Source organism: Candidatus Falkowbacteria bacterium, assembly GCA_016699775.1.
Lineage (GTDB): Bacteria > Patescibacteriota > Patescibacteriia > Patescibacteriales > Patescibacteriaceae > Patescibacterium > Patescibacterium danicum.
In genome coordinates, this window is the sequence record CP065010.1 from 362628 (window position 1) to 387884 (window position 25257).

General features: G+C 35.3%; 25 protein-coding genes and 1 tRNA gene. 14 read left to right on the forward strand and 12 right to left on the reverse strand.

Features of this window, described 5'->3' with window-relative positions; translation table 11 throughout:
- Window positions 1-18: 18 nt before the first annotated feature.
- The 6 genes from IPN41_01850 to IPN41_01875 form a co-directional block, all read right to left on the reverse strand.
- Complete coding sequence (locus IPN41_01850; GenBank protein ID QQS60696.1) at window positions 19-504, reverse strand: VOC family protein; 486 nt, start codon at window positions 502-504, stop codon at window positions 19-21.
- A gap of 19 nt (window positions 505-523) precedes the next feature.
- On the reverse strand, window positions 524-694 hold the full coding sequence (locus IPN41_01855; protein QQS60697.1) for a hypothetical protein: 171 nt from the start codon (window positions 692-694) through the stop codon (window positions 524-526).
- A gap of 6 nt (window positions 695-700) precedes the next feature.
- Window positions 701-907 carry a DUF2061 domain-containing protein gene (locus IPN41_01860; protein QQS60698.1) on the reverse strand — a complete coding sequence of 69 codons (207 nt, stop codon included), beginning with the start codon at window positions 905-907 and terminating at the stop codon, window positions 701-703.
- 95 nt (window positions 908-1002) lie between these two features.
- Window positions 1003-1527: a hypothetical protein gene (locus IPN41_01865; GenBank protein ID QQS60699.1), complete on the reverse strand. Its 525-nt coding sequence runs from the start codon at window positions 1525-1527 to the stop codon at window positions 1003-1005.
- Window positions 1528-1637: 110 nt separating this feature from the next.
- Complete coding sequence (locus tag IPN41_01870) at window positions 1638-2435, reverse strand: hypothetical protein (GenBank protein QQS60700.1); 798 nt, start codon at window positions 2433-2435, stop codon at window positions 1638-1640.
- A complete protein-coding gene (locus IPN41_01875) occupies window positions 2432-2992 on the reverse strand; it encodes an RNA polymerase sigma factor (protein QQS60701.1) in 561 nt (186 codons plus the stop codon). Before IPN41_01875 ends, IPN41_01870 begins: the two co-directional genes overlap by 4 nt.
- 230 nt (window positions 2993-3222) lie before the next feature.
- Between IPN41_01875 and IPN41_01880 the strand changes: the two genes are divergently transcribed.
- Window positions 3223-3399 (forward strand): cold shock domain-containing protein, encoded by a 177-nt coding sequence (locus IPN41_01880; GenBank protein QQS60702.1) that lies wholly within the window; start codon window positions 3223-3225, stop codon window positions 3397-3399.
- 124 nt (window positions 3400-3523) lie between these two features.
- Here the strand turns inward: IPN41_01880 and IPN41_01885 are convergent, their stop codons facing one another.
- Both IPN41_01885 and IPN41_01890 read right to left on the reverse strand, forming a co-directional pair.
- Entirely contained in the window at window positions 3524-4165 is a 642-nt protein-coding gene (locus tag IPN41_01885; GenBank protein ID QQS60703.1) for a hypothetical protein, read from the reverse strand.
- Between the two features lie 70 nt (window positions 4166-4235).
- Window positions 4236-4895: a hypothetical protein gene (locus IPN41_01890; GenBank protein QQS60704.1), complete on the reverse strand. Its 660-nt coding sequence runs from the start codon at window positions 4893-4895 to the stop codon at window positions 4236-4238.
- Between the two features lie 519 nt (window positions 4896-5414).
- Between IPN41_01890 and IPN41_01895 the strand changes: the two genes are divergently transcribed.
- From IPN41_01895 to IPN41_01905, 3 genes are all read left to right on the forward strand, one after another.
- Window positions 5415-9386 carry a hypothetical protein gene (locus tag IPN41_01895; GenBank protein QQS60705.1) on the forward strand — a complete coding sequence of 1324 codons (3972 nt, stop codon included), beginning with the start codon at window positions 5415-5417 and terminating at the stop codon, window positions 9384-9386.
- Window positions 9387-9525: 139 nt separating this feature from the next.
- The gene (locus IPN41_01900) at window positions 9526-9906 is read left to right on the forward strand and encodes a GtrA family protein (protein QQS60706.1); all 381 of its coding nucleotides are present in this window, start codon (window positions 9526-9528) and stop codon (window positions 9904-9906) included.
- Window positions 9899-11599 carry a hypothetical protein gene (locus IPN41_01905; protein ID QQS60707.1) on the forward strand — a complete coding sequence of 567 codons (1701 nt, stop codon included), beginning with the start codon at window positions 9899-9901 and terminating at the stop codon, window positions 11597-11599. Before IPN41_01900 ends, IPN41_01905 begins: the two co-directional genes overlap by 8 nt.
- A 163-nt stretch (window positions 11600-11762) precedes the next feature.
- Here the strand turns inward: IPN41_01905 and IPN41_01910 are convergent, their stop codons facing one another.
- Window positions 11763-12302 (reverse strand): hypothetical protein, encoded by a 540-nt coding sequence (locus tag IPN41_01910; GenBank protein ID QQS60708.1) that lies wholly within the window; start codon window positions 12300-12302, stop codon window positions 11763-11765.
- 258 nt (window positions 12303-12560) lie between these two features.
- Between IPN41_01910 and IPN41_01915 the strand changes: the two genes are divergently transcribed.
- A complete protein-coding gene (locus IPN41_01915; GenBank protein ID QQS60709.1) occupies window positions 12561-13544 on the forward strand; it encodes an SPFH domain-containing protein in 984 nt (327 codons plus the stop codon).
- A 400-nt stretch (window positions 13545-13944) separates the two neighbouring features.
- Here the strand turns inward: IPN41_01915 and IPN41_01920 are convergent.
- A tRNA-Gln gene (locus IPN41_01920) sits at window positions 13945-14015 on the reverse strand.
- Window positions 14016-14154: 139 nt separating this feature from the next.
- On the opposite strand from IPN41_01920, the gene IPN41_01925 reads away from it, so the two are divergent.
- The 4 genes from IPN41_01925 (at window position 14155) to IPN41_01940 (ending at window position 18327) form a co-directional block, all read left to right on the forward strand.
- Window positions 14155-15240: a trypsin-like peptidase domain-containing protein gene (locus IPN41_01925; protein ID QQS60710.1), complete on the forward strand. Its 1086-nt coding sequence runs from the start codon at window positions 14155-14157 to the stop codon at window positions 15238-15240.
- Between the two features lies 1 nt (window position 15241).
- Window positions 15242-16210, forward strand: coding sequence for a hypothetical protein (locus IPN41_01930; protein QQS60711.1), 969 nt, complete (start codon window positions 15242-15244; stop codon window positions 16208-16210).
- Window position 16211: 1 nt separating this feature from the next.
- Window positions 16212-17072 carry a bifunctional DNA-formamidopyrimidine glycosylase/DNA-(apurinic or apyrimidinic site) lyase gene (mutM, locus tag IPN41_01935; protein QQS60712.1) on the forward strand — a complete coding sequence of 287 codons (861 nt, stop codon included), beginning with the start codon at window positions 16212-16214 and terminating at the stop codon, window positions 17070-17072.
- A gap of 64 nt (window positions 17073-17136) precedes the next feature.
- Entirely contained in the window at window positions 17137-18327 is a 1191-nt protein-coding gene (locus IPN41_01940; protein QQS60713.1) for a hypothetical protein, read from the forward strand.
- A gap of 59 nt (window positions 18328-18386) precedes the next feature.
- On the opposite strand, the gene IPN41_01945 is transcribed toward IPN41_01940, so the two are convergent.
- Complete coding sequence (locus IPN41_01945; protein ID QQS60714.1) at window positions 18387-18827, reverse strand: divergent PAP2 family protein; 441 nt, start codon at window positions 18825-18827, stop codon at window positions 18387-18389.
- A gap of 100 nt (window positions 18828-18927) precedes the next feature.
- On the opposite strand from IPN41_01945, the gene mltG reads away from it, so the two are divergent.
- The 4 genes from mltG (at window position 18928) to rplL (ending at window position 22163) form a co-directional block, all read left to right on the forward strand.
- Window positions 18928-19953, forward strand: a complete 1026-nt coding sequence (mltG, locus tag IPN41_01950; GenBank protein QQS60715.1) for an endolytic transglycosylase MltG — start codon at window positions 18928-18930, stop codon at window positions 19951-19953.
- A gap of 5 nt (window positions 19954-19958) precedes the next feature.
- Complete coding sequence (locus tag IPN41_01955; GenBank protein QQS60716.1) at window positions 19959-20957, forward strand: hypothetical protein; 999 nt, start codon at window positions 19959-19961, stop codon at window positions 20955-20957.
- A gap of 166 nt (window positions 20958-21123) precedes the next feature.
- Window positions 21124-21648 (forward strand): 50S ribosomal protein L10, encoded by a 525-nt coding sequence (locus IPN41_01960; protein ID QQS60717.1) that lies wholly within the window; start codon window positions 21124-21126, stop codon window positions 21646-21648.
- Between the two features lie 101 nt (window positions 21649-21749).
- Complete coding sequence (gene rplL / locus IPN41_01965) at window positions 21750-22163, forward strand: 50S ribosomal protein L7/L12 (protein ID QQS60718.1); 414 nt, start codon at window positions 21750-21752, stop codon at window positions 22161-22163.
- Between the two features lie 57 nt (window positions 22164-22220).
- Here the strand turns inward: rplL and IPN41_01970 are convergent, their stop codons facing one another.
- Window positions 22221-24494 (reverse strand): hypothetical protein, encoded by a 2274-nt coding sequence (locus tag IPN41_01970; GenBank protein ID QQS60719.1) that lies wholly within the window; start codon window positions 24492-24494, stop codon window positions 22221-22223.
- Window positions 24495-24572: 78 nt separating this feature from the next.
- On the opposite strand from IPN41_01970, the gene IPN41_01975 reads away from it, so the two are divergent.
- Window positions 24573-25256, forward strand: coding sequence for a methyltransferase domain-containing protein (locus tag IPN41_01975; GenBank protein ID QQS60720.1), 684 nt, complete (start codon window positions 24573-24575; stop codon window positions 25254-25256).
- Window position 25257: the final 1 nt, after the last annotated feature.

Genomic DNA, 25257 nt, shown 5'->3' on the forward strand with positions numbered 1-25257 from the left:
TTTTATAAAAATATAGTATCAGGAATTAGTTAATTCTGCTAGTAGATTATTAAGATCAAGTGGTTGTGAAATCATTTCTATTTTTCCTTGAGCATTTTTTGGCCATTGATTATTTGGTCTATCGATATATAGTTCAACGCCAATGTTATCAGGATCTTTTAAATAAATTGCTTCAGAAACCCCATGATCAGAAGCACCTTCAAGTGGGTAGTTTGCTTGTTGTATGTTTTGCACAACTTTTGCTAATTCAAGACGACTTGGTAATAAAATAGCAAAATGATATAAACCAGCTTGTTGTGAATTTGCTGGTCCAATCCCTGGACCTGACCAGGTATTTAATCCAATGTGGTGATGGTAGCCCCCTGCTGATAAAAAAACCGCAGAATCACCATAGTAAGTAACAACTTCAAAACCCAGAATATCACGATAAAAGGTAAGTGATTTTTCTAAGTTTGAGACAGTTAGATGCACATGACCGATCCTTGTTTCAGGATGAATTGACATACTCTGATGTTTAATAGATTTAAATACCCTGCGAAAGTTTATAACCAGCCCAGATTCCTAGGCCTCCACCGACCGCACTAAGGATTACTCCTAAAAATGAAAATGTATTTCCTCCCCAGAGGAGAGGAATAAAACTTCCGACGGTTGAACCAATAAGTAGGCCTAGCCAGATTAAGAATTTTGAGTTCATATACAATTAGTTTCGTTTTGCCCAGTGAATATTATTCCAGATTCGTTCATAAAGATAGTAGGTTGCCATAATAACAAGGGCAGAGATAATAGTGATTTGGGATGACTGGCCAATATCACCAGTATAGAGCCAAGCGACAAACCAGGTGATTGAAGACCCAATGATTCGCCAAATAATAGTTTTTACCAGGGTTCGTTGGTGAGAGTCTTTCATTACAGAATGTTAAGTAAATATATAATAGTAGTATATCATTAATCAACAAAAAAGCCGGTATTAACCGGCCGTTTTGTTTGCTATGAGTTTTTTGTTTATTTAATTGTAGAACGAAATTCCTTTGGTCCAAAGCCCATACCATGGGTTTTGTGATGACCAATACCTTTGCCAACCATACCAAACATTAAATATTCTTTAGGAATATTATTGTCTTGTGCCCACTGCTTGAGAGAATCCATTTGTTCTTTCATAGCAGTTCGACGCTCGGCCTCAGTTTTACTGTCCAAGCTTGCCATAAATGATTTAATTTCATTTGATTTGGCAATGATTGTATCAGCTTGTTTCTGAGTCAATTTCTTATCAGCTACCGCCTGGTTAAGACGATTAGTGAAAGCTGTGAGATGCAGAGCTTCCATGCTTGCACGTCGCTCGGTTTTAACTTGATCAACTACAGTTTGTACTTCAGTTGGATTAAGATTAAATTTTGTAGCTAGTGCGCTGACAAGTGCATCGCTTGGGGTTTGCCCTTCAGATTTTGAGGCAGCAAAGGCTGTACTTACCCCTAATATTGCCAATCCCAACACCGGTAGAATGACATAGGGGATAATTTTTTTATTCATGAGCGTAAATTAAATTAATTATTAGTAAGTCGACCTTTGATCACCATATCCAAGAAAGGATAATGGCAAGGGTTGGAGATGGATCCGTTCTCCTACTTATTAATACAAATCTATTTCAGTTTTATTTCATTATTTTTTTCGTGATTTTTTTCTTTTGAATCACGACGATATGGAGCTGTGCGAACTCCATACGGTGTGCCAACCGGTTGTACCCCATAGGCTTTAATAATATTACCCTGTCTATCTCCTAAGACAACCACTACTTCTTCAACTCGGATGCCTTGTCGAGGAAAGATAGTTCGTGGAGAGACTTCAACCATGAGAATTTCAAATTCTTGATTTCGTAAACTAAAGCCAGAAGGAATTTTTTCTATAACTTTACCCATCGTTATATTATTTGGATGTTTATTACAAAATCTATTATACATTCCACCAGCTACGGGAAGGTTTTTTTCTTCAGCTTGCAGGAGTAATCCAGAGTGCAGGGGAGTAAGAGCAATTAGAAAACCACCAACTGAAGCAAAAATGATAATTCCCAGTGCTGAATATAGGAGTGGACGACCATAGGCAAAGGAATATTTTTTAACTAAGAAGCCAACAATGATAACAAACAATAAAGCTAAGAAAATAAGGAGCCAGGGGAGTGAAATGAATAAAGCACCCCAGCCTTGTACTCCAAAACTTGGCATAAACCAACTTCCATTTTGACGAAGGGTAAAGACAATAAAGCTAACAAGATAGAGTAAACTTAGAGCGGCTAAAATTGTCCCAACAACTAATAAAGAGATATTAAGAATAAAATGCCATTTTGGTCGCATGCGCACATCATCTTTTTGAATAGTTTCTAAGATGTTTTCAGCTAAAGGCGATTGTTTTTTTATATTTTTTGATGTGGATTCGGAATTCATATGGATGGGTGATTTTTTAAATACAGTTTTTGCAATAATTTTTTACCTCTTCGTAACCGTATTCCGACTGTTGCAACCGGTATATGCATGATTGAAGAAATTTGTATATAGTCCATGTCTTCAAAGTAGTAAAGAATAAGTGGTTCACGATATTTTACATCTAGTGTTTCAAGGCAGGTTTCCAGGGCATCTTTTAGATCTTGCTCATTAATTTCTTTGTCAGGTGGATGAGCGGAAACAGGATGAGGAAAAATTGTATCGGGATCAAAAAAAGCGACGGGCTCTCGACCACGTTTTTTTATTATATTAATAAATTCATTGTGGGCAATGCGGTAGAGCCAGGGTGAAAAACGACGTGTTGGGTCAAAACTTTTGATGTTTCGATAGGCTTTAATGAAAACTTCTTGAATGGCGTCTTGAGCATCATCATAACCAAACAAAAATCGCCTCGCATAGCGCATCATTTTTGGTTCATAGCGATTAACAAGTTCTTTAAAGGCATAGACATCACCGCTTTGGACAAGCAGGACGATTGCCTCATCAGTTTGTGTAACCATAGGTGTTGTTATGTATATAATACACCACAGTAGGCTATTTGTTTCATTTTTTATCTATAATAAGCAAAAATCAAGGTATTTCTAATGAAACCTTGACACAAATAATTATTTATGATATAATTAATTTGTAATATATAAGAGGTTTGTGACGTAGTCGATTCAAAAAAACATCTATCTATCTTACGCTTTTATTCACTCAATAAAATCCATGAACGGTACAATTAAAAAATTTGACGGAAAAGGGTTTCGGATTCATTTCTTCTGAAGGTCAGGAAAAGGATTTGTTCTTCCATAGTAACAACTTGGTAGGCGTCCAATTCAGCGATCTTCGCGAAGGCGATGCTGTTTCTTACGAAACAGAACAATCTGAAAAAGGTTTGAACGCCGTCAACGTTCAACGCATCTAAGACATTTGTCTTAAAAAAACATCCAGTCATTCGACTGGGTGTTTTTTTATATTTACTTTATTCTTAAGCAATCCTTTCCATCATAATAGACCTGGAAAGGGATTATAATTTTAGACTGTACTTATTATAATATCTGCTTAGAAAAAATATCTACTGTTTTAGGGTATAATAAGGGGACTCTTTCCTTAATAGACGTGTCATCTCTAAATTGACTTACCTTTATTGCAACTTTATCAAAGGTGGTTTCGTCACCTGAATATTCCAGCTGCATTTTTTTGTAATCGTTAATATGAATAGATGGAGCAGAATGATACAGATCAATGATAAGTTGATTGTAGCGTTCAAGAGTCTGTAAATTCTCTCCATTTGGAGTTTCTACATAATTGAGTAATGGCAGAATTATTTGTATTTCAAAATTACTAATATCATTCATATCTTGAAGCATTTTTATAGCCGTTCTGGTTATCCAATTTTCATCTCCATAGAAAATTTCTGATTGGGGGACTATGTCAGAAAAAATTTCTCCTATAAGCTCGAATTGAATTTTGTCATATATAAGATGAGCTACCCAGCCTTTTTTAAAATCATTATGTTGATAAAAGTTTTTATCAAAAAACTGATTACCATGAGTAAGGTTTCTTTCAATCTTGGTCATATAACGACTATCAGGATAGATAGTCCCACTTAGATATTTATTAAGATCTTGGATTTGAAATCTTTCTTGAACATCTACTGCAAAACGTAGATGAGTGCCCTCAAATGCCATATAGTTTTTATTCAGAATTATAAATTGAGAATGGATTGAAGATTGTGATTTATTTATTTAAAGATAGCTTTTATTCTTTCTTTATTAATTCAATAGTATTTTTTATTGCTTGTCTAATTTCTGATTCTTGTACATTTTCACCCACTCTTGAGGCTTTGTATTCAGCAAAAAATTGTTTAATCCCATTTTTTTCTAGTTCGTCGGCTATGTCATCCATTTTTTCTTCTTTAGTTTTTGAAGATTCATCAAAAAGAATTTTTTGTGCTTCTATTATAATTAATGCATTCTTCTTAATCCAATTATACAGATCTTCAAAGGAATTATATGTAAATTTTTTTTGCTTCTTGTAGGTTTTAAATTTTTCTTCCAAGGTTGCCATTAGACTTGGATTGGCTCTTTTAAATCTCTCCCAGCCACGTTCCCAAGCATCCACCTCTTGTGCATAGAGTACTTGATGTGTTTTTGATGTATTTTTTAATTTGGGGTTTAAGCTCTCTTGTCGTAAATGACCTAATTCATGGATGGTTGAAATATATGATAAAAATATATCGCCAACTGGAAATTTAACTTCAAATCGCATATTTTCTTCACTAGTGGTTTTTCCTCCTCCTCGAAATTCTAGTGGCCAATCGAGTTTTCCTAATTTACCAGACAACTTTGGGGGTTTGGTTATGGCCTCTAAACTGATTTCTTGATTATCAAGAGAAGGGAATTGATTAATTTTTTCCATATTTTTTATCTATACATATATGGTACCCCTAAGTGAAAATTTTTGCCAAGGGTATTTATAATGATCCCAATAGTATTTAAATATGGAATATATGGGTAAGAGTAATTTTTTAATAAAAAACACCCCTCCAGTATAATTGAATAAAGCTCCTTCACGAGAGACCAATTCACAAGAATATGGCGCGAAGGATTTTATTAATTATACTAAAGGGGATAGTAAGCTAAAGAGAGTGCTTACGAGATTTGAAATCAAAGAACGCTGATGTATGTATTGCCCACCTTAGTATACTTTTTGAAAAAAGTCAATACTTTGTAATGATCAAATAAATTGGAAAATTACTACATATAGAAAGTCTAAAAGTCTATAATTTAGCATTGTATTAGTTATAATAATGTGGTATTATCTTATATATAATTTTAGATTAATTTATTAGCTTTTTGGCTACAGTTCAATTTTGCGAATGATCTGAAATTTTTTTAAATAATTGTGTTTGTCCGATATTTTTCTGTTTAAAAAATAATGTTTTACATCAAAAAAATGGGTCATTTTACTAGCTCTAGATCACTTTTAATCTCCTTTGCCATAGGTATATTTTTAGTTGGTTTATATTATACAACCAATATTGTTAAGGCTTCGCCAACAAATTATTGGTTTAATAATGCAGTTAATACTAGCCCGGCAACTTTAGGTAACTATTGGCTTAATGCAGGTTTAACTGTGCCTGCTTCTGAGCTCCCTGATTTAAGTGAAGACATAGTTAATATTGTAGCTGGCGTGACGTATAACGGAAATGTGACTCTCCGGGGTAGTGCCGTTAATGAAGGGACTATTTCCGGTAATGCTCTTTTTTATGATACAGCTTCAAATCAAGGAACTGTTGATGGTGATGGTACATTTTATGAAGATGGTACTGAGAATCTTGGTACGATAGGTGGTACTAAAATCCGTAAATATACAATAACCGATTTTGCGGCAGGGCGGGATTATGTTTCAGATGGACCCTGGACTGTAGTAGCAGCAGCTACGGGAATTAATATAGAAGATACCAGCTGGGATTTTGATACTGTTTTTCAAAGAGAGAACGGTGGTTATTTTGAGGCTGGAATTAGCCCTAATAATGTTTTGGCAGCTAACCAGTCTGTTTCTTTATTCTATCTTTATGATTTAATTCCCGGAACAAACATTACGCCTTCTGATTTTACGGTGACAATTAATGGTAGCTCGGTTGCGGTTAATCAGGTGACTGTTCATTTTAATAAAGTGGTTTTGACACTTGGAACAGCAGTTACTCCAGGAGATACTGTGCTTGTTAGTTACTCAACTATTGGTAGTAATGCTGTTGTTCTGGATCCAAATGGTTTAAATGTCAGCATTTCTAGTCAAACCGCTTTTACTCTAACACTTACTAATGATGCTCCGGTCTACGGAACTGCCTTAGGAACAAAATTATATATTAGTAATAATCATAGTGCGACTGTTTCAGTAATCAATACAAAGACAGACACAATTGTTAAGTCAATTCCCGTTGAATCTTATCCGGAGTTTAATTATATTGTTGGAAAAAAGTTGTATGTTAATAATCTTCAAAGTGATACGGTAAGTGTTATTGATACTACAACAGATACCTCCCTCGGTGTAATCAGGGTGGGAGATGGACCTTATTTTGCCACTGTTGTCGGACGTAAGATTTATGTTAGTAATACTAATAGTAATACTGTCTCTGTTATAGATACTTTTACGGATACTGTCACTGCCACAATTACTGTTGGTGGAAGTCCCTGGAATAGTGGAGTTATTGGCACAAAATTATATGTTCCTAATAGATTATCAAATTATATTTCTGTAATTGATACTACGACCGATACGGTTGTGGCAAGTATTGCGACAACAGCCAGTTCAGTTGGTACCCGAGCTTACCCGATTGGCTCAAAAATGTATGTTGGAAGTGGTAATAATATTGTGACGATTAATACTTTAACAGATACAATTACTAGCACCATTCCTGTAGGTACTACTCCTTATTTTACCTGTGCGTATGGTGGAAAACTATATGTACCAAATCGTGCTTCGGGTACTGTGTCGGTTATAAATAGTAGTTCGGATACTGTTGTGGGGACCTTGGCAACTGCCAATGATGGTCCGTCATCATGTGTAGTTTTTGGTTCGCGAATATATGTTATGCAAGATCGTAATCCAAATAATTCAATTACCGTGATTGATGGACTAACTGATACGGTTGTGCAACATGTCACTACTGGTTATAAACCGTTTTATGGCACTATTGCTGGTAATAAATTATACACAAGTAATAACTGGAGTGATGATTTTACTGTTATAGACACAACTACTATTTCCACTGAGCTACCTAATTTAGTTTCATTCACAACTGATTCGGCTGATGGAATGTATAATGAAAACGATACGATTGAAATTCAGGCAAATTTTGGCCAGACTTTATTAGCTGGTTCAACCATGACGGTTCAACTAAATTCAGGTGGATCGGTAGTGCTAAATTCAGTAGCCGGTTCTCAGCTCTATGGGCTTTATACAGTTGGTGCGGGAGAAACTTCCCCAGACTTAGCAGTTTCTGCCATTACAAGCGCTTCAGTTACCAATACTTTAGCCCAAACAAGAACAAATTATACTATCCCTTCATATCAGCCTGATAATCCAAATTTAATTGCTGAAAATTCTTTTATAACACGTGATCTTGGAGACAATTCTAATATTGTCGTTGGCTCATATTTCTCGGTGGCCACAGGGGATAATCCATATCAAATTTCATCACCCGTGACAATAGATGGAATTAAATATATGTATATTGCTAACCAAGGAGAGGCAACTGTTTCAGTTCTTCGTCTTAGTGATCAAACTGTAGTAGCGACTATCCCAGTGGGACTTGAGCCTTATGGTTTTGCAAATATAACACTAAGTGGAACAACCTTTGTGTATGTAACTAATACTGGCTCAGATACTGTTTCGGTGATTAATCCTATAACTAATACAGTCATTGCTACAATACCGGTTGGTGTTCGTCCATATTACGCAGCAGCCTATGGAAATAATATATATGTAACTAATAGTTTAACCAATGATGTTTCAGTAATCAATGCGGAAACAAAAACAGTTATTGCCACTGTTCCTGTGGGCTCATATCCACGTGGAATTAAAGCAGCCGCTGGATTCATTTACGTTGCTAATTACGGAGATTTAAATTACAGTGGCGGAAATTCTATATCTGTTATTAATCCAGCTACGTATACTGTTAGTGAGACTATTATTTCACCAAGAGGTAGTGATGGTCCCCGGGGATTGAATGTTTTGGGAACAAAAGTTTATGTAACTAATTTTCGTTCAAATAATGTTTCCGTGATTGATACAGCTAGTAATACTATTACCGATACGATCGCTGTTGGTCGTGGTCCGCGGGGTGTGGCTGGTTCTGGAACCAAGCTATATATTGAAAATTTTGAAGATGGCACGATTTCAATTATCAATACAAACACAAATACCGTTCTTGAAACTATTTCTTCCGGACATTCTCCAACAGGAATAATATTTGACGGTACTGATATATATCTAACTCGTTTTCAGGATGGCTCTGTGTCAATTTTAAACTCCACTACAGATACATTACGTCCTGCACCTCCGATCATATCTAATATGACTACCAGTAATATAACTACAGATAGTGTTACTATTAATTGGACAACTGATACATCTGCTTCATCAAGAATTGATTATGGAATTGGCTCTATACATAATAATAGCGTTACTTCACCAACTCTAACAACAAATCATTCTGTAGTCCTTTCTAATCTTTCTGGAGGTCGTTTGTATCGTTTTCGTATAGCTGTTACTGATGCACTTGGCACTGTTCGTTATTCGTCTGAATATACCTTTGTGACTGCTGGCGGAGGAGGAATAAATATCTGCACAAATAATAATTGTATAGGTTCTTCTCATACCGTTGATCCGTCTGGACCTGATTCATCTGCACCTGACAATACTACCACGCCTACAGAACAAATCGGTAATATGGTAAATCATTTTCTATGTAAAGGCTGGTCACGTCTTCTTCCTACAAATATAATTAATCAAAGATTGTTATCTAACACCATTGGTCGATTTCTATTGGCAACGGAAGATCGAGGAAAATTATGGTATGTTGATCCAGAGACAAAATATCGTTATGAGGTAGCGAAGCCAGTGGCACTTTGTTTGTTTGAATATGCCTCGCTGGGTATTACGGAAGATAATTTAAATAAGATTACTGAAGATACCTCTGAACAGGGATCAACAGCTTTAGGCAAGAGACTAAAAGGAAATATTCTGCTTAATGTTCAAGAGAAAGGACAGACGTGGTATGTTGATCAATTGGGCTTTCGTCATAAATTAAATATTGAAAACCTTATTTCTTTGGCTTCTCGTTTTGCTCTTGGGATTAATAATTTTAACCTTTCATTATTACCAGTGGGTGGAAAATGGTAGTTGTGGAAAAATTCTTTTTAGTATACATAGTCATTGTTTAATAAAAAAACTTCACAGCAGTGAGGTTTCTTAATTTTAAGGATTTTAGTAATGCCCTTTAATTTTGTCATAGTGTAGGGACAGTGATACAATAGAATTAATGCAAAAGATTTTTTCCCCTTCATTTTTAAAATATTTGGCAATTGGAGTAAGCACGGTTGCTCTTGATTTTTTATCTCTTATAGCCTTTAAACATCTTTTATTTTTAAGCGCTACAGTGGCGGTGGCGCTTAATCAACTATTTGTCTGGATGTTTAATTTTACTCTGAATAAACACTTTACCTTTAAAAATAAAGCGCTTCCATATGCTCAATTTCTACGTTATTCCTTTCTGGCTGGTCTAAACTATATTTTTTCTGTTATAACTATGCATTTTTTTAGTGATAGATTGGGTTATGATTACTTAGTAGTGCGAGGAGGCACTATCGTTATTATGACTTTATGGAATTACTTTATTTATAAATACTGGATCTATGCTTGAAACACTTTCTTTTGAATTGGCTCAAAATATTATGGTTGCTAAAATTTGCTTAGTGGTGGCCATGAGCTTGGGAATAACGGGAATATTTACCAAAAAAATAAAGGCTTGGGTATTTTTAGTAGGCATTGGGCTATGTATGGGATTGGCGTATTACTCGCTTGTTCATAATTTAGAGCTACCGTTATGGGGTTTGGTTGGTGATGAAATTACTATCTCAGCGATGTATACGACCTTTACTCATCACAGTATTTTTTCTGATTTTGCTTATCACCACTTACCGCCCTTTTATCCGCCCTTATTTTTTATAGTTATAGCACTGGGTGGTAAGTTATTAGATTTGAATGGAATTGCTACGGCAAAACTAGGAGCAACTCTTACCTTTATCTTTTTCCCAATTATTGTCTATGGTATCCAGAAATTATACTGGCGAGGTAAAAATAAGTTTGCTCAGGCCGAAGTAGCATTCCTATCTGCTCCTTTATTAATTTTGACCTTTGTTAATGTTGATGAAGTTATTGGGAAGCCCTATGAACTATTTGCAGCTGTCGGAGCTGTCTATTGGTTGCTTTTTTTATATTTAGAACTTAAAAAAAATAACTGGACGTATAAAAAAGCTCTAATTTTTGGAGTCACTGGTGGGCTTATTTTTATGACCTATTATTTATGGTTAATTTTTGCAGCCATTGCTCTGTCTCTTCTTAGTTTAGGTATTAGCAAAGAGAATCAGTTTAAATTTTTTAGGCGCCTGGCTCTAGTATTTGCGCTGACGTTTCTAGCTAGTTTACCCTTTTTATTCCCCCTTATTAAAGTATATGCCACGACAGGGTCTGAAAATTGGCAAGCGGCTCTTTTTACAATAGCTAACATAAATTGGCGAACATTATTTTTTGACACGTTAAGCTGGAAGTCATTGCTGATGTTGAGTGGTTTTATCGCAATTATCTATAACTATCGGTTGGAAAAAAATAAACCACTCCTGGCGGCTATGACAACAGTGTATATTTGGTGGGGGATGGGTTTAATCACTCTTTTGTTATTTGCAGTACCGATGCAAGAATTCCGAGGTTTCTACTTTTTCTTTCCAACTATTTTGGGAGTTGGTCTATCCTTCGGAATAGCTCAGGGCTGGGAATATCTAGATAAATATAAAAATGGCCAGACGATAAAAATTGTTATGGCCTTGGCGGGTTTAGTATTATTTGTTCAATTGAGTATTCTTGGAACTTTTATTGATGAGCCAATTGTTCATCAACGGCTAATAGCTTCAAAGGTCGCTCCAGCTAATTTAAAATCACTGTCCTCTTTTCTTAATGATCATTCAAGTGATGAATTAACCTTAAATGCTGTGCCATCTCTTTCAGCTTGGGTGCCAATAAATTCAGTAATTTACTTTAATCAGCACAATAGTCATCCTGCCTCTCATTTCTCTAATCGCTTAACTTATATCAAAACATTAGCTGAGGCTAGAAATGCCGAAGAGTTCTTTGAGCTAACCAAATATTCTCCCTTTGGACCAATCAGTCGTCTAATTTTATATCGTAATGAGAGTGGTTATCCGCTATTTTTCCATGTAGATAAAATAATGACAGGCTTTGAGGAAATAAGTCTTACAATTCCTCTAGATTTAATTTCTGATAAATATTTTGAGAAGATTTATTTTATTGATGGTTATGAAGTGTGGCAAGCACGTTGAGTATATATTGTCTAATACAATTGAAGGGGTGCTTTCTTTAGTGGGTAAGTTTTGAACTATGGGTTGGGAACAAATAGACTTAGAATTACAATTATTACTTTTTTAGAACAATAAAAAAAGCCTACTCATTACAAGATTTGTAATTTTCGGCTGAATCTTTAATTCATTCAATAATTAATTTGTAGGAGATTTCAATCGGTTCTCCCGCTGTAACTTTAAGTATTGTTTCTATTCTTTTTTCATTTTTTTGGGGGACAAATCCATACTCATCATCTTTTATGGAGATTGTTTTGACATTTGCCACCGCTGGAATACTTACGGAAAGAATTTTACCTGTATTCTTGTATTCCCAATTTATATAAAAGCGTAGTTCGTAGAGCCAGGCTGGATCTAATTTTTCATGACTAAAACTTTTTTCTAAATATTTATACGTAAACTCTTGATTGATAAAATCAAGGAAAATTACGTTTGTTTTATTCGAAGTATCAATAATCATAACTTCGGCTTGGAACGATTCTGTATTTACCAAATATCCGTAAGGATTTATAGCCTCAGCCATACATCCAGAAATATTTATGGTTTTTTCGGTGGTATTAATTTTACTGTTAAAAATCCAGAATTGCTCTGTGTTTGATTGGCTCATTAAAGAACCTGAACCGAAAAAAATTGCAACTAATACAAGCATTATTTTTTTCATTTCCATTCCCTTTCTTTTGATTAAGTTTAATATATTGAATTATCCCAATCTCCAAATAGAAACTAGAAGAATTCAATAAATCGTTTATTTTAAAGTACTAAATTAAACACAAAAAATATATCATATAATTATATTTTTGTCAAGGGATTAGATTATTGACAAAATATAGATTATATGCTATATTATATGATTCAATGAAATATATTGAATTTGCCCTATAAAAACCAATTAACTAAGTAATAAACTAAAATCAAAAGGAGTAAAATGTCACAAGCAAGTGGAACTTCTCTAGTAACCTATATCATTTATGGTGTTAGCCTACTTGGTATAATTTCTTTATTAGTTTCATCTTTTTTCACAATTGAGCAGAAACACGTTGGGATTGTCCAAAGATTTGGAAAATTCTTACGTATTGCAAATGCCGGACTCAATTTTAAAGTTCCATTTATTGATCAGGTTGCCGAGGTTCTCAGTTTGAAAATTGAAGAACTGGACGTGGAAGTTGAAACAAAGACAAAAGACAATGTTTTTGTTGATATGAACGTTTCTGTTCAGTATTCTGTAATTCCCGGCAGAGAAAAAGAAGCTTTCTACGAACTAACTTCTCCAAAAGAACAAATTGAATCTTATGTTTTTGACGTTGTAAGAGCCGAAGTTCCAAAAACAGTTTTGGATGAAGTTTTCGAAAAAAAGGATTCAATTGCAGAAGCGATTGAAAAAGAGTTAAAAGATACAATGGAAGATTATGGTTACAAGATACATAAAGCTTTGGTGACCAACATTGATCCGGATCAAAAAGTGAAGGATGCAATGAATGAGATCAATTCAGCGCAGCGATTAAAGCTGGCAGCCATTGAGCAAGGTGAAGCAAAAAAGATTCTGCAAGTTAAAGAAGCAGAAGGAGAAGCCGAAAGCAAAAAGTTACAAGGGAAAGGAATTGCAGATCAGCGAAGAGAGATTGCTAAAGGATTAGAAGAATCCGTGGAAGACCTCTCGGAAAAGACCGGGGTTGATTCTAAAACGGTAATGGAACTGTTATTAACTGTTCAATATTATGACACATTGAAAGAAATGGCAGCATCTTCAAAGTCAAATGTAATTTTTACATCCACTTCTCCGGCAGGACTCAAAGATCTCACTTCTCAAATTTCTGAAGGAATAATTGCAGCCAATGTAGCTATTGATAAGCCAATTAATAACTCAGAAGAGAATAAAATTATTCAATCAGATCATCTGGCAATGAAGTAAAAAAGAAGAAAGAAAAAAAGATCCGGATGAGGAAAATAAAGAAAATGATAACGAAGAAAATTAAAGAGTAAAAAAACTCTTCGAAAATATGATAATCCCCAATGAAGTTTTGTTGGGGATTTTTTATTTTCAAAATTAAATAAAAATGCGTGCTGTCGTTTAGATCCTTTATGTAGTTGAAACGATGCTCGAGGACAGGGATTTTCGCCCTCGTTTTGCTCGCGAGGGCGCTCGCAAAACTCGCTTGTCCTGGGTCAGCCCAAATGTTTCTCTGAAACATTTGTGATCGCTCGCTGTGCTCTCGCACGATAGTGCTCGAGCTAGCTCACTTCTGACCTGTTCGAATCCCTCCCGAAGTTAAAATAAATAACCGTCCGCTGGACGATTATTTATTTCAATGCTCGAGGACAGGGATTCGAACCCCGATAGCCAGGACCAAAACCTGGAGTCCTACCATTAGACGATCCTCGAATAAAATCTATAAAATTGACCCTTCCAAGGCTAAGGCTGAGGAAGGTTTTTATTACTTTAAAACAAAGTTATCATATAGATTTTTCATAGTCTTGTCAAAGTCTGCTATAATTAAAGAATTATACTTATATATATTATTATGGAAATAATCCGTACTGCGTTAGCGTGGTCTGTCATCGCAATCACTACAGTTTTTGTTGGTTTTGGTGTTTCTCAAGTTATTTCACATCAAAATGTTCATGCAGATGTTTTGCAATTTGATGAACAAGAGGCAACGATTCGAGCGATTAAAAGAGCTATTCCCGGAGTGGTTAGCATTTCTATTCAACAGCCATCAGATAATCCTGCTGACCCAAAGAAGGTAAAAAAGGGCAGTGGCAGTGGCTTTTTAATTTCAGCTGATGGTTTAATTCTCACTAACAAACATGTCGTGGAAAGTGGAGATGAAAAGAGTGAGTATAAAGTCACGCTCTATTCTGGAAAACAATACTTTGCGCAATTAATTGGCAAAGATCCCTTGAATGATTTGGCAATATTAAAAATCTATGACAAAAATTTACCTTATCTAGAAATAGGGGATAGTAATAAGTTAACGATCGGGATGACAGTTATTGCGATCGGAAATGCCTTGGGTCGCTATGACAATTCTGCAACCAAAGGTATTGTTTCTGGCTTAGCCAGAAATCTTTCTATCTTTGGGGTTGAATCTGGTGATTTAAGAAACTTAATTCAAACTGATGCCGAGATTAATTTGGGAAATTCTGGCGGGCCATTAATTAATTTGGAAGGAAAAGTTGTTGGAGTTAACGTTGCCAAAGATAACGGTGGACAGAGTATTGGTTTTTCTATCCCAATAAACGAAGTGAAACCAATTATTGAGAGTGCTCGAACTAGTGAACGGATTAGCCGAGCTTATGTTGGTCTTCGTTTTTATATGATCACCCCTGAGTTAGCTGATGAAAAGAAATTACTGAGAACTACAGGAGCTTTAATTATGCCTGGGCTTGAAGAGGGAGAAGTGGCAATTATTCCTGGTGGTCCAGCTGACAAAGCTGGCTTGCAAGAAGGGGATATTATTTTTGAAATTGATGGTCGAGTCTTAGATGAACGATTGCCTATATCAGCAATTATTAATCAGTTTAAACCTGGCAAAAAACTTGGCTTTAAAGTTCAACGAGGTAAGTCTATTTTTAATAAAATTGTAACATTAGAGGAAATTAAATAATATGAAACCAAAGTTTGATGTTATTACTATCGGAGGTGCTACAGAGGATATTTTCTATACTGTTGATGACTTTATATTGATTGATAATGCTAATGATGTATTACATAGAAAGTTAATGGCTTTTGAATATGGTTCAAAAATTGGAGTTCCAGAAATATCAGTTGCTTTTGGGGGTGGAGCTACTAATGCAGCCGTATCATTTTCTCGTTTAGGGTTAAGAACAGCTATGATTGGGGCTGTTGGTCATGACGGTCGGGGACTGGCAATTATTCGTAATTTAGCAAAACACAAGGTTAATAGTTTAATGGTTGAAACTATTAGCAATGCTCATTCAGGGGTTTCTTTTATCCTTGAAAATAGTGGTGATGATCATATTGTCTTTACCCACCGTGGAGCCAATGACAATTTAGTCTTGAATCAAAAGCAGTGCAAAGAAATTAAAAAAGTTTCTTTAGTTTATGTAACGTCACTGTCGGGAAACTGGAAAAAAAATCTTGAGGCAATTTTTAATAATGCTAAGTCTGTCGCCTGGAACCCTGGTCGTCAGCAAATTTCTGCTGGCATGAAAGTCTTATCGCCATTTTTACGAAAAACTAATATATTAATTTGTAATAAAGATGAAGCAACTGAGTTAGTAGCTTCTCAGAATAATACTATACCAAGTACATCATTGAATAATATAAGATTTTTATTAAAAGAATTAAAGAAACTAGTGCCTGGATATGTTGTTATTACAAATGGAGAACGAGGTTCAATGGCGTTTGATGGCAAAAAAGTCTATGAACAAAAAATAGTTAAAGTAAAAAAGATAGTGAATACAACCGGAGTTGGTGATGCTTTTGGCTCTTCATTTGCTGCAGGAATGAAATTGTATCAAGGAGATATCGCCAAGTCATTATTGTTAGGGGCAAAAAATTCAGCAGCAGTTGTTGGTAGAAAAGGTGCTCAACAGGGGTTATTATATTTCTAGTATGCCCGAGCTTCCAGAAGTAGAAACAATTGCCAGAGATCTCCATACTCATCTTAAAGGACAGAAAGTTAAAAATATAACCATTATTGGTTCAGATAGTTTCCTGCATAGCCCTATATCAGAGGTACAACGAGCGATAGTAAAAAATAAAGTTAAGCGGATTTTTCGACGGGCAAAGATGTTGGTAATTGACTGTGGTTCACAGCTTATTATATTTCATCTAAAAATGACCGGGCAGCTAATTTATACTTTCAAAAAGTCTTTCTTAGCTGGTGGACATCCTATTGTTTCTACAGGAGTTACGGTCCCGAATAAGTATACAAGGTTAGTTATTAATTTTAATAATGGCGGAGTACTGTATTTTAATGATCTACGAAAATTTGGGTGGGTAAAATTATTTTCAAAGGACGAGTATCTACAACTTGAAAAAAAACTTGGTCTTGAACCCTTGGAAGGCGATTTTTCGTTAGCTTTTTTTAAAAAAATGCTTGCTCGGCGTGGTCGTTCACCAATCAAAGCAGTCTTACTTGATCAAACCTATTTGGTCGGTCTTGGAAATATCTATGTTGATGAAGTGCTATTCCGGAGTAAGGTTAAACCAAGTCGAAGAACGGAAAGTTTAACTGAACTGGAAATAAAAAAATTGTGGCAATCTATACCAGTGATTCTACGAAATTCAATTAAACAGCGTGGTACAACTTTTAGGAATTACTTGGCGCCATCTGGCTTAAAGGGAAATTTTATGAATTTTCTAAAAGTGTATGGAAGGGGGAATAAACCTTGTTTAGTTTGTGGTCGTTTATTACAGAAATCTCGTATTGCTGGACGAGGAACTCATTGGTGTTTGTATTGTCAGAAGTAATCGTGGTTATTTATTAATTTTCACATTTAACAATTTAGCAGTTTCATTGTATAATATAGGTGTTATGAAAAAAGCTTTTTTTCTAGTTATTTTCGGTATAATCGGAACTTGTGGTCCGATGCTTGTTAGCGCTCAAGGAATATTAGGTAATAATCAAATTAGTCGAGATGCTATTGGATTACGAGTTTCACCAAATCCCGAGAATTTTTCTCCTTTAGAATGGTATAACGCAAATATTAAAATTAAAGGTGCTCCTCAGTCGTTGATTGTTGATGGTTATGAAGCAGTTCGGGATGGTCGTACCGTATATGTTAATGGAGCAAAAATAGCTCAAGTAAGTCGCTGCTCAGGTAGAAATACGGTTTGTAGAGGAGATGCTGATTGTGGCCGGGAAATTTGCGTGCCTTCATCAGTTCCGGAGTTGTACACCAATATATATATTATTTCCTATAATCAACAGCCAGAATCAGCCACAACGGATATTTTTGGTCAATTATTGCAGTATTGGAAATTTAATCCTGATGTAAAAAATTGCAGTAATGATACTACTAAATTATGTGCCGGAGATAGTGAGTGTACTGGTGGTGCAGTTTGTCAGCCAACTGGTTTTTGTAGTGGCGCAACTTCCAAAGCGTGTTTGCTTGATAGCGACTGTGGAGTTACAGAGTATTGTAATAGTAAAAAATCGGCTATTATTCGGGATGTAAAACGTTTATCTGATCTCAGAAGCACTAAAGACAAGTTAGATAAATTAAATAATGTCACATTATCATATCCAACATTATCAAGGGGAACATATTTATCTAATCGGACAATCTCCACCTGGCCAAGCTGGGAAGAAACTTTTAAGCCTGCTCTTGGAGTGGACTTGCCATCAGATCCAATTAATAAGTTAGGTCTTTGTGGTGGTGGAAGGCTGGAAAATTATGATCCAAGAACCTGTTGGGATGAAATAGCCAAAAAATATTCTGCTACAGCTGATCCTTTAGGTTTGCCAAATAATAGTTTTGCCTACTATTATCAATATGGGTCAGCTGAAAATACTTTTAGGCTTTGTGGCATTTCGGAATCAGGTTTTTATCAAGGACAGCCAATTGGTTCTCCGATTTGTAAAATTAATGCCTGTACATCCTGTACGGGCAAGCAATGTGGCACAAATGGTTGTGGTGTAAGCTGTGGGACCTGTGCAGAGGATCAGGTTTGTTATAAATATCAATGTCGACGTACCGGTTCAATTATTCAAACTGAGAATTAAAATATTTCTATACATAAAAATCCCTGCCTTGGTTAAGGTGGGGATTTTTTAGAACTCAATTAATTATATAGTGTTATAAAACAAGCAATAGCAACAAAAAAACCAATCATGGCGCCAGCAATAATTTGCATTGGGGTATGCCCGACTTTTTCAATTAGTTGTGGATACCGATCATCAAGATAGCGGTCCTCATTAAGGTCTTCAACCAACTCATTAATTACTTTGCCTTGTTTGCCAATATATTGACGAATTCCCATAGCGTCTCGTAAGGCTAAAAAGGTCATAAGGGTGGCTAGGGCAAAGAGTGGCGATTCTATGCCTTGAATAAGGCCAATAATTGTCATTAACGAAATAGTCACCGCTGCATGGCTAGAGGGCATTCCCGAGTAAGCTAGTAGATTTTTTATGGTTGGTTTAAGATGGTTTCTTGGTATCAAGAATTTGCTGATTTGAGCAATAATTACCGCTGTAAGCGGGGCTATAATATAGATAAAAGGCATAGTGTTAAAAGATATGTTATACTACTTGTAGTATAGAATATAAAGCTAAAAGATAAAAGGTTTATTGAAATAACCACCTAAATATACAATACTATATACTATGTTTAAAAGAGTTCTATTATTATTTTTAATAATTATCGGTACAGTTGTTCTTGCCTATATTGTCTGGTATCAGACTGTTTTGGGGCATCGATCTCGAAATACAAATAATGAGGTTGTTTCCATAGCTTCTGGAACGAGTACATCTGATATTTTAGAAAATTTAAAGAGTAGAAAGTTAATTGATTCAACTTTGGCCGTAAAGATTTATTTGTTTCGCCATAAAGATTTGAAAATTTTAGCCGGGGAGTATGAGTTCACGCCTAATACTTCAACACGTCAATTAATTGCACATTTAACAACTGGAAAATCACTATCAAATGAAGTCAGTATTTTATTTCGTGAGGGGTTAACTAATAAAGAAATGCAGGTTGAACTGACAAGGAATCGTTATTTAATTGATAATAGCTTTTTAGAGTTAGCACAAACACAGGTCAAAGATTTGCCAGAGAGCATTAAGAAAATTCCGATTGTTAAGGACTTACCACAAAATGCTGATTTAGAAGGCTATCTGTTTCCCGATACCTATCGTCTCTATAAAGACTTCACAGCTGAAGATTTGGTTGTGAAAATGCTTACAAATTTTGATGCCAAGTTAAACCCCGACTTACGAGCTGAAATTATCAAGAGCAAGCGTTCGTTGAAAGAAATTATAACCATGGCTTCACTACTTGAGAAAGAAGTTCGAACTGAAAAGGATATGAAGATAGTATCCGGAATCTTTTGGGATCGGATTGAAGTGGGGCAAGCCTTACAGTCTTGCGCTAGCTTGGCATATATTTTAGGCGTTAATAAAGTCCAATATAGTTACGAAGATACACAAATCAAATCTCCGTATAATACCTATCAGAACCCAGGTTTGACTCCGTCACCAATCGGCAATCCAGGTTTACGGGCGATTCAAGCTGCCTTGTATCCAACCGAGACAAACTATAATTACTTTTTAAGTCGTCCAGATACTGGCGAAACAGTCTTTAGTGAGACGCTTGAACAGCACAATGAAGCTAAGGCAAAGTATTTGAAGTAAATAGTATGAAAGAAAATTTTGAACCCACTCTAAATCCTGAACAAGAGAGGAATCTTGCCCTTGAAAGAGATGAGGCTGTTATAAAACATAATGAAATTTTTAAGGTTTATAACGACATGACTGAAGATGACAAAGAATGGAATTATGACAAACAGGAAACCAATAATCCAGAAGCAGATAAATATCAAAAAGAAATGGCAATTCTGGGCAAAAATGTATATCGAATAGATGAGTATAGAAAATTAGCCACACCGCAAGAAACAGAGAATAATTTTAACATAGATGATATTTCTAATCTTCAAAAGCTAGAAGATGAAAAACAAAGAATTGACAAGGAAATAATTAAATTAAATTTTAATATAAAAAGTTTAACTGTTGAGTTGAGTGCGTTACGCAAAGAATTAAATTTACCAGAATCTGATGATATTCCTTCACTTGTAAGTGATAAAATTCAATTACAGAAATTAATGGATATAAAAAATAATTTAGAGTCTCAGATAGCTTTTGAGAAGAAAAGAATTGAATTCAATCAAGAAGAGACTAAGGAATTAGAAAAAAGTGAGAAAAATAATTTAGAATATGGTTTATCACAAGTCTCATTAGATTTGAAAAAACTTAGTGATATATTTAAGTATAGACAATCAAGAGGGTACGAGCCTATTTTTTCTGATTTGGATGGTTTTAGTAATATGGCATCTAAGCTAGAAAATTTTTCTGATAAGGAGGATTTGAAAAGCACAATAAATAATTTTGAAAACCTTTTTGAAAAAGCTTCTTCTCATTCGGTTAAGGATGATCCAGACAGTCTGTTTGATGTAGTCTCTGCTTTACGGAGGTTAGAAGAAAGTCTTAGTGAATTATCAAGTGGAATTAAGTCTGAAGAAGAAAGAAAAGAATTTAGTCGATCCATTAATTCAGCCCTTGGTTCAGTAAGTTCAGCAGCAAACTTGGTAAACAATAAAGCTAATGCGTTACAGGAGTATCAATCTATGAGAATGCGTTAAATAGTTTGACATTTTTTTTATTGAATGTTAAAGTAACTTTGTCCTAGACAGCAGGCAATCAATAAGCCCTGCCGAGACAGATAATCCAAGCTTTAGCTTGAATATTAGTATCTGGGACGTAAAGGTCGCAGTTTTTTTTATTTAATATTGAATTAAAGCTTGTATTATGCCTAAATCAAAACAACAGAAACAGGAAATTTCCCGAGATTTAGCTGTGCGTTTTGGTAAAGCTACTTCTGTAGTTTTTACCAGTTTTAACGGTTTGGGTGTGAAGGATAACGAATTACTTCGTAGTGCTTTGGTAGCAAAAAATAGTGAATACTATGCTGCAAAAAAGACTCTTTTAAAGCGTGCTTTAGAAGAAATGAAAGTTGAAGGAGCAGAAGCTGCTCAACTGGATGGTCAAGTAGCTGTTACCTTTGGTTACGGAGATGAAGTCGCTCCCGCTAAAGTCATTGCTGATTTTAGAAAAAATAATGAAGGTAAAGTAGAGTTTTTAGGAGGTATTCTTGAAAATCGCTACATCGATGCTAGTGCAGTAACTGCTTTATCAACCCTACCTTCAAAAGAGGAGTTGTATGCAAAAATTGTTGGATCTATTAATGCCCCGGTTTCCGGATTTGTTAATGTTCTGGCAGGAAATTTGCGTTCATTAGTTCGCGTTCTTTCCGCTATCCAAGAAACCAAGTAAGTTTCAAAGTTCGTAAAGTTATAAAGTTTTTATAGTAAAACTTTAATAACAAATCGAACTTTATAACATTATAACCTTATAAACCTTATAACATAAATTATATGTCCGAAGAAGTAAAAAATGACGACGCAGAAGTTGTCGTTCCTGAAAAGTTTCAGTCATTAGTCTCCGGTATTGAAAAAATGTCCGTTCTTGACTTAGCTGAATTAGTGAAAATTTTAGAAAAGAAGTTTGGTGTTTCAGCCGCTGCTCCAGCCATGATGATGGCAGCCGGTCCTGTTGCTGAAGCTGCTCCAGAAAAAGAAAGCTTTGATGTTGAGTTAACAGATTCTGGTGCAAATAAAATCTCCGTTATTAAGGCCTTGCGTGAAGTAATGCCAGAGCTTGGCTTAAAAGAAGCCAAGGATGTTGCTGACGGAGCTCCAAAGATTGTGAAGGAAGGTGTGAAGAAAGAAGACGCTGAAAAAATGAAAGCTAAGCTTGAAGAAGCTGGTGGAAAAGTAACTTTGAAATAAATCAGCTAATAAAAAATCACCCAAGTCTAATGACCTGGGTGATTTTTTTGTTGCTAATTATAAGGAAACAGGGACTTGATAGATTGTTTTTCCATTTAAGAGGTATAAAGTTTTATTATCTTCAGTAATAGATAAACCTTTTAGATTGTTAAATGAATCTGAAGTAAATTGAGCTTTGTATGATCCATCAGTTGTATAGACAACCACTCGGTTATGCTTTGGTTCAAGAACATACAGGAATTTTTGATCCTGGCTAACAACGAGTTTAGTTGGATTTTCTAATAATGGCGTTGCAGTTTCAAAAACAATTTGATCATCACTACCTGTAGTATAACGATTAATTTTTTGGTCTGAAATGGTAAATATCTTTCCATTAACAGCCATTGCAGATATTTGCTGTGCTTCAAGTATTGATTTGAGCCATTCTTGGCGGCCGGAAAAAACTAAACTCCTTTTATCTTGGTTATAGCGAAAAATAGTTTTATCACCCAGTGAAACACCATATAGACGTGTATTGTAGACAGCTACAGACTGTAGGGTTTCTGGCTTATTTTCAATTGTCATTTTTTTTGCAGAAGTATCAAGAGGCGAAAAACTAAATAGATTTACGGAGTCCCAGAAATAGGTGTCTGGATCATCAGTCAAAGAAATAATTGATTGTCCGGAAAACTCTTCTGAGGTAATAGAAATAGTTTTTTTATCACTAGAAACTTGGTAGATAGTTTTAGCCCCTCCATTACTAGCATAGAGATCAGTTCCAGTTAGAGTCAGATCTTCACTATCGGCTGGTAAGTCGACAAAAACTGTTGGTGACGATAATCTAGTAACAGCAAAAATACTATCAGAACGGACGTGATATCGATCGGTTAACGCTTTAACAATGGCCTGATCTTTTTCGGTTTTAGTTGGTAAGCTTTCAATGATTGAATTCATTTCTATTAATATTTGCTTTGCTCCGTCGGTGTTGTTATAGAGTAGACTTGCCTCAAGTTGACTTTCTTTTTGTTGAAAGGTTGATTGGGCCTCGGCAACGCGTGCCGCTTCAGCTTTTTGCTTAGAGGTTATAGAGGAATAAGCTAGATTGCCAATAAAAATAAATAAGCAGACGGCAATTAGACTGAGCATTATTTTTTGTTTTGGGGTAAGGTGACGAACTCGATCGGCAAGGTTTCTGCTACTGTAGGCAATATTTTTGAACCAGTTTTTAATTTCACCTACGAAGTTTTGACGTGAGGTTTGATTTGTGGCTAGTTGGAAAATTGTTTTGCCTGAGTCAATAATAAGTGAGAAAATAATTTTGAAGAAATCAACAATTTTTTGTCCAATGGCAATAACGCTATGGTTAGATTTTAATTTTCCGGCTGATAAATTAATAGTCCGGGCTGTATCTTGCGCGTAATTTTTTAAAGTTGTAGAAGCAGGTTGTAATTTAGCTAACCATTTTTTTACAGTTAAAACTCCAGAAGGACTTAGTAATTCTTCGGTTCGTTCTTGAGTGGTATTAAATTGATCAACGGATGTTCGTCCACCACCCATAGAAGCTGTGGAAGAAGGAAGGGGAGAGATAGGATTTGCAAAATCAGTAATTTTTTCTTCACCCAGAGTATTTTTTACAATTAGAGCAAAGAAAGGAACAAAGGCATTAGTTTGTTCAAGTAAATTTTTCATTTGTTCAACAGCGCTGGCCGGAGGTAGGGTGGTGATAATATCAGTCAGCTGTTTTTTTGATAAATACTCTAATACTGCTTGATTGGCAAATAAAAAATAGCCACCACTCGGAATGGCTCCATTAATTACATTGGCAAATAATTTATTACTATTAGTTATTTCTTGAGTGGGGTCTTCGGTTTTCTCAGAAATATCCATTAAATTAAAATCACCGAGAATTTGCCCGGTTTTTACTTTTGGTTGGTAGAGAAGGAAGGCTTTACTAGAGCCTGTTTCCGTAAACAGGAGCCGATTTTGATGTAACACTCCAATAACTATTGTTAAACCACCGGGCAAAAAGCTAATTTTTTGAGTTTCCAGGAATTCAGCAATACCGCGGTTTAATTTTGTTAAGGCTGCTTCAAAAATATAATCAATTTTTAAGTTAGCAATTTTATCACGTAAAAAAAATTGTTCATTTTCATAATAATGTCGGTAGATTTCTTTAACGATAAAATCTGCTAAGGCAAAATCATCATTTCGGCTTTGATCAATTTCCATTAAAACAAAAAGCCGACCAACTAGAAGTTCTTCTTCCGCTGATGGCTGGCTAACAAAAGCCTTGCTCATAAAGCTTGATTTTTGCTTGGGATTGACGGTCAAAGGCGCCACTTTATAACTCATAGAGGAATTTGTTGATTTGACGACTGCTCTATAATACTATACGATAAAAATCGATAAAAATCAATGGTTTCTTAATGTATGCAAACCCCTGCCGAGCGTGCCCTTATTGACTATGTTGGTGAGATAATAAAATACCAACCATCTTCTGATACTCCACCGGTTATTATTAATCTTGGAGCTGGTAAAAGCACAGTTATTGAATCATATTTACAAGAACGAGGTCTGTATTTTATAAGTGATCGTCTAGATGTTGAGGATTGCACCAAAAAGGCACCATATATTCGAAATTGCTTTCAAGCTTCGTTATCTGATATGAAGATGGTGGCAAGTAATGAATATCAGCTTGCTTTCTCAAATTATGTATTAGAGCATGTCCCTGATTTAGAAGCGTCGGTTAAAGAAATTAAACGAATTTTAAAATCAGGCGGTAGTTATATAGTTTCAACGCCAAATCCTGCTGCACCTGAATTTTTATTTTCTCGTATAACTCCGTTGGCAGTTCATCAATTAATCAGGGGTTCAAAAGAAGAACACCGAGCTTTTGAAACCGTCTATGCCTATAACTCAATTCCTCAATTGATTTCAATGTTTGAACAGCATGGGTTTACATTGAAAAAATCTGTTTATTTTCCTGCCACGTTTACATATTTATATCGTTTCCCTATATTACGAACACTAAGCACATGGTATGATGCAGTTATAAAAGCACTTGGCTTTAAGTGGCTACTTGGCAATGTTTGTTTAGTTTTTGTTAAAGAATAAT

Bases quoted from the DNA above. Each gene is read 5' to 3' on its own strand.
- IPN41_01850 (QQS60696.1), bottom strand. From the start codon at position 504: ATGTCAATTCATCCTGAAACAAGGATCGGTCATGTGCATCTAACTGTC.
- IPN41_01855 (QQS60697.1), bottom strand. From the start codon at position 694: ATGAACTCAAAATTCTTAATCTGGCTAGGCCTACTTATTGGTTCAACC.
- IPN41_01860 (QQS60698.1), bottom strand. From the start codon at position 907: ATGAAAGACTCTCACCAACGAACCCTGGTAAAAACTATTATTTGGCGA.
- IPN41_01865 (QQS60699.1), bottom strand. From the start codon at position 1,527: ATGAATAAAAAAATTATCCCCTATGTCATTCTACCGGTGTTGGGATTG.
- IPN41_01870 (QQS60700.1), bottom strand. From the start codon at position 2,435: ATGAATTCCGAATCCACATCAAAAAATATAAAAAAACAATCGCCTTTA.
- IPN41_01875 (QQS60701.1), bottom strand. From the start codon at position 2,992: ATGGTTACACAAACTGATGAGGCAATCGTCCTGCTTGTCCAAAGCGGT.
- IPN41_01885 (QQS60703.1), bottom strand. From the start codon at position 4,165: ATGGCATTTGAGGGCACTCATCTACGTTTTGCAGTAGATGTTCAAGAA.
- IPN41_01890 (QQS60704.1), bottom strand. From the start codon at position 4,895: ATGGAAAAAATTAATCAATTCCCTTCTCTTGATAATCAAGAAATCAGT.
- IPN41_01895 (QQS60705.1), top strand. From the start codon at position 5,415: ATGTTTTACATCAAAAAAATGGGTCATTTTACTAGCTCTAGATCACTT.
- IPN41_01900 (QQS60706.1), top strand. From the start codon at position 9,526: ATGCAAAAGATTTTTTCCCCTTCATTTTTAAAATATTTGGCAATTGGA.
- IPN41_01905 (QQS60707.1), top strand. From the start codon at position 9,899: ATGCTTGAAACACTTTCTTTTGAATTGGCTCAAAATATTATGGTTGCT.
- IPN41_01910 (QQS60708.1), bottom strand. From the start codon at position 12,302: ATGGAAATGAAAAAAATAATGCTTGTATTAGTTGCAATTTTTTTCGGT.
- IPN41_01915 (QQS60709.1), top strand. From the start codon at position 12,561: ATGTCACAAGCAAGTGGAACTTCTCTAGTAACCTATATCATTTATGGT.
- IPN41_01925 (QQS60710.1), top strand. From the start codon at position 14,155: ATGGAAATAATCCGTACTGCGTTAGCGTGGTCTGTCATCGCAATCACT.
- IPN41_01930 (QQS60711.1), top strand. From the start codon at position 15,242: ATGAAACCAAAGTTTGATGTTATTACTATCGGAGGTGCTACAGAGGAT.
- mutM (QQS60712.1), top strand. From the start codon at position 16,212: ATGCCCGAGCTTCCAGAAGTAGAAACAATTGCCAGAGATCTCCATACT.
- IPN41_01940 (QQS60713.1), top strand. From the start codon at position 17,137: ATGAAAAAAGCTTTTTTTCTAGTTATTTTCGGTATAATCGGAACTTGT.
- IPN41_01945 (QQS60714.1), bottom strand. From the start codon at position 18,827: ATGCCTTTTATCTATATTATAGCCCCGCTTACAGCGGTAATTATTGCT.
- mltG (QQS60715.1), top strand. From the start codon at position 18,928: ATGTTTAAAAGAGTTCTATTATTATTTTTAATAATTATCGGTACAGTT.
- IPN41_01955 (QQS60716.1), top strand. From the start codon at position 19,959: ATGAAAGAAAATTTTGAACCCACTCTAAATCCTGAACAAGAGAGGAAT.
- IPN41_01960 (QQS60717.1), top strand. From the start codon at position 21,124: ATGCCTAAATCAAAACAACAGAAACAGGAAATTTCCCGAGATTTAGCT.
- rplL (QQS60718.1), top strand. From the start codon at position 21,750: ATGTCCGAAGAAGTAAAAAATGACGACGCAGAAGTTGTCGTTCCTGAA.
- IPN41_01970 (QQS60719.1), bottom strand. From the start codon at position 24,494: ATGAGTTATAAAGTGGCGCCTTTGACCGTCAATCCCAAGCAAAAATCA.
- IPN41_01975 (QQS60720.1), top strand. From the start codon at position 24,573: ATGCAAACCCCTGCCGAGCGTGCCCTTATTGACTATGTTGGTGAGATA.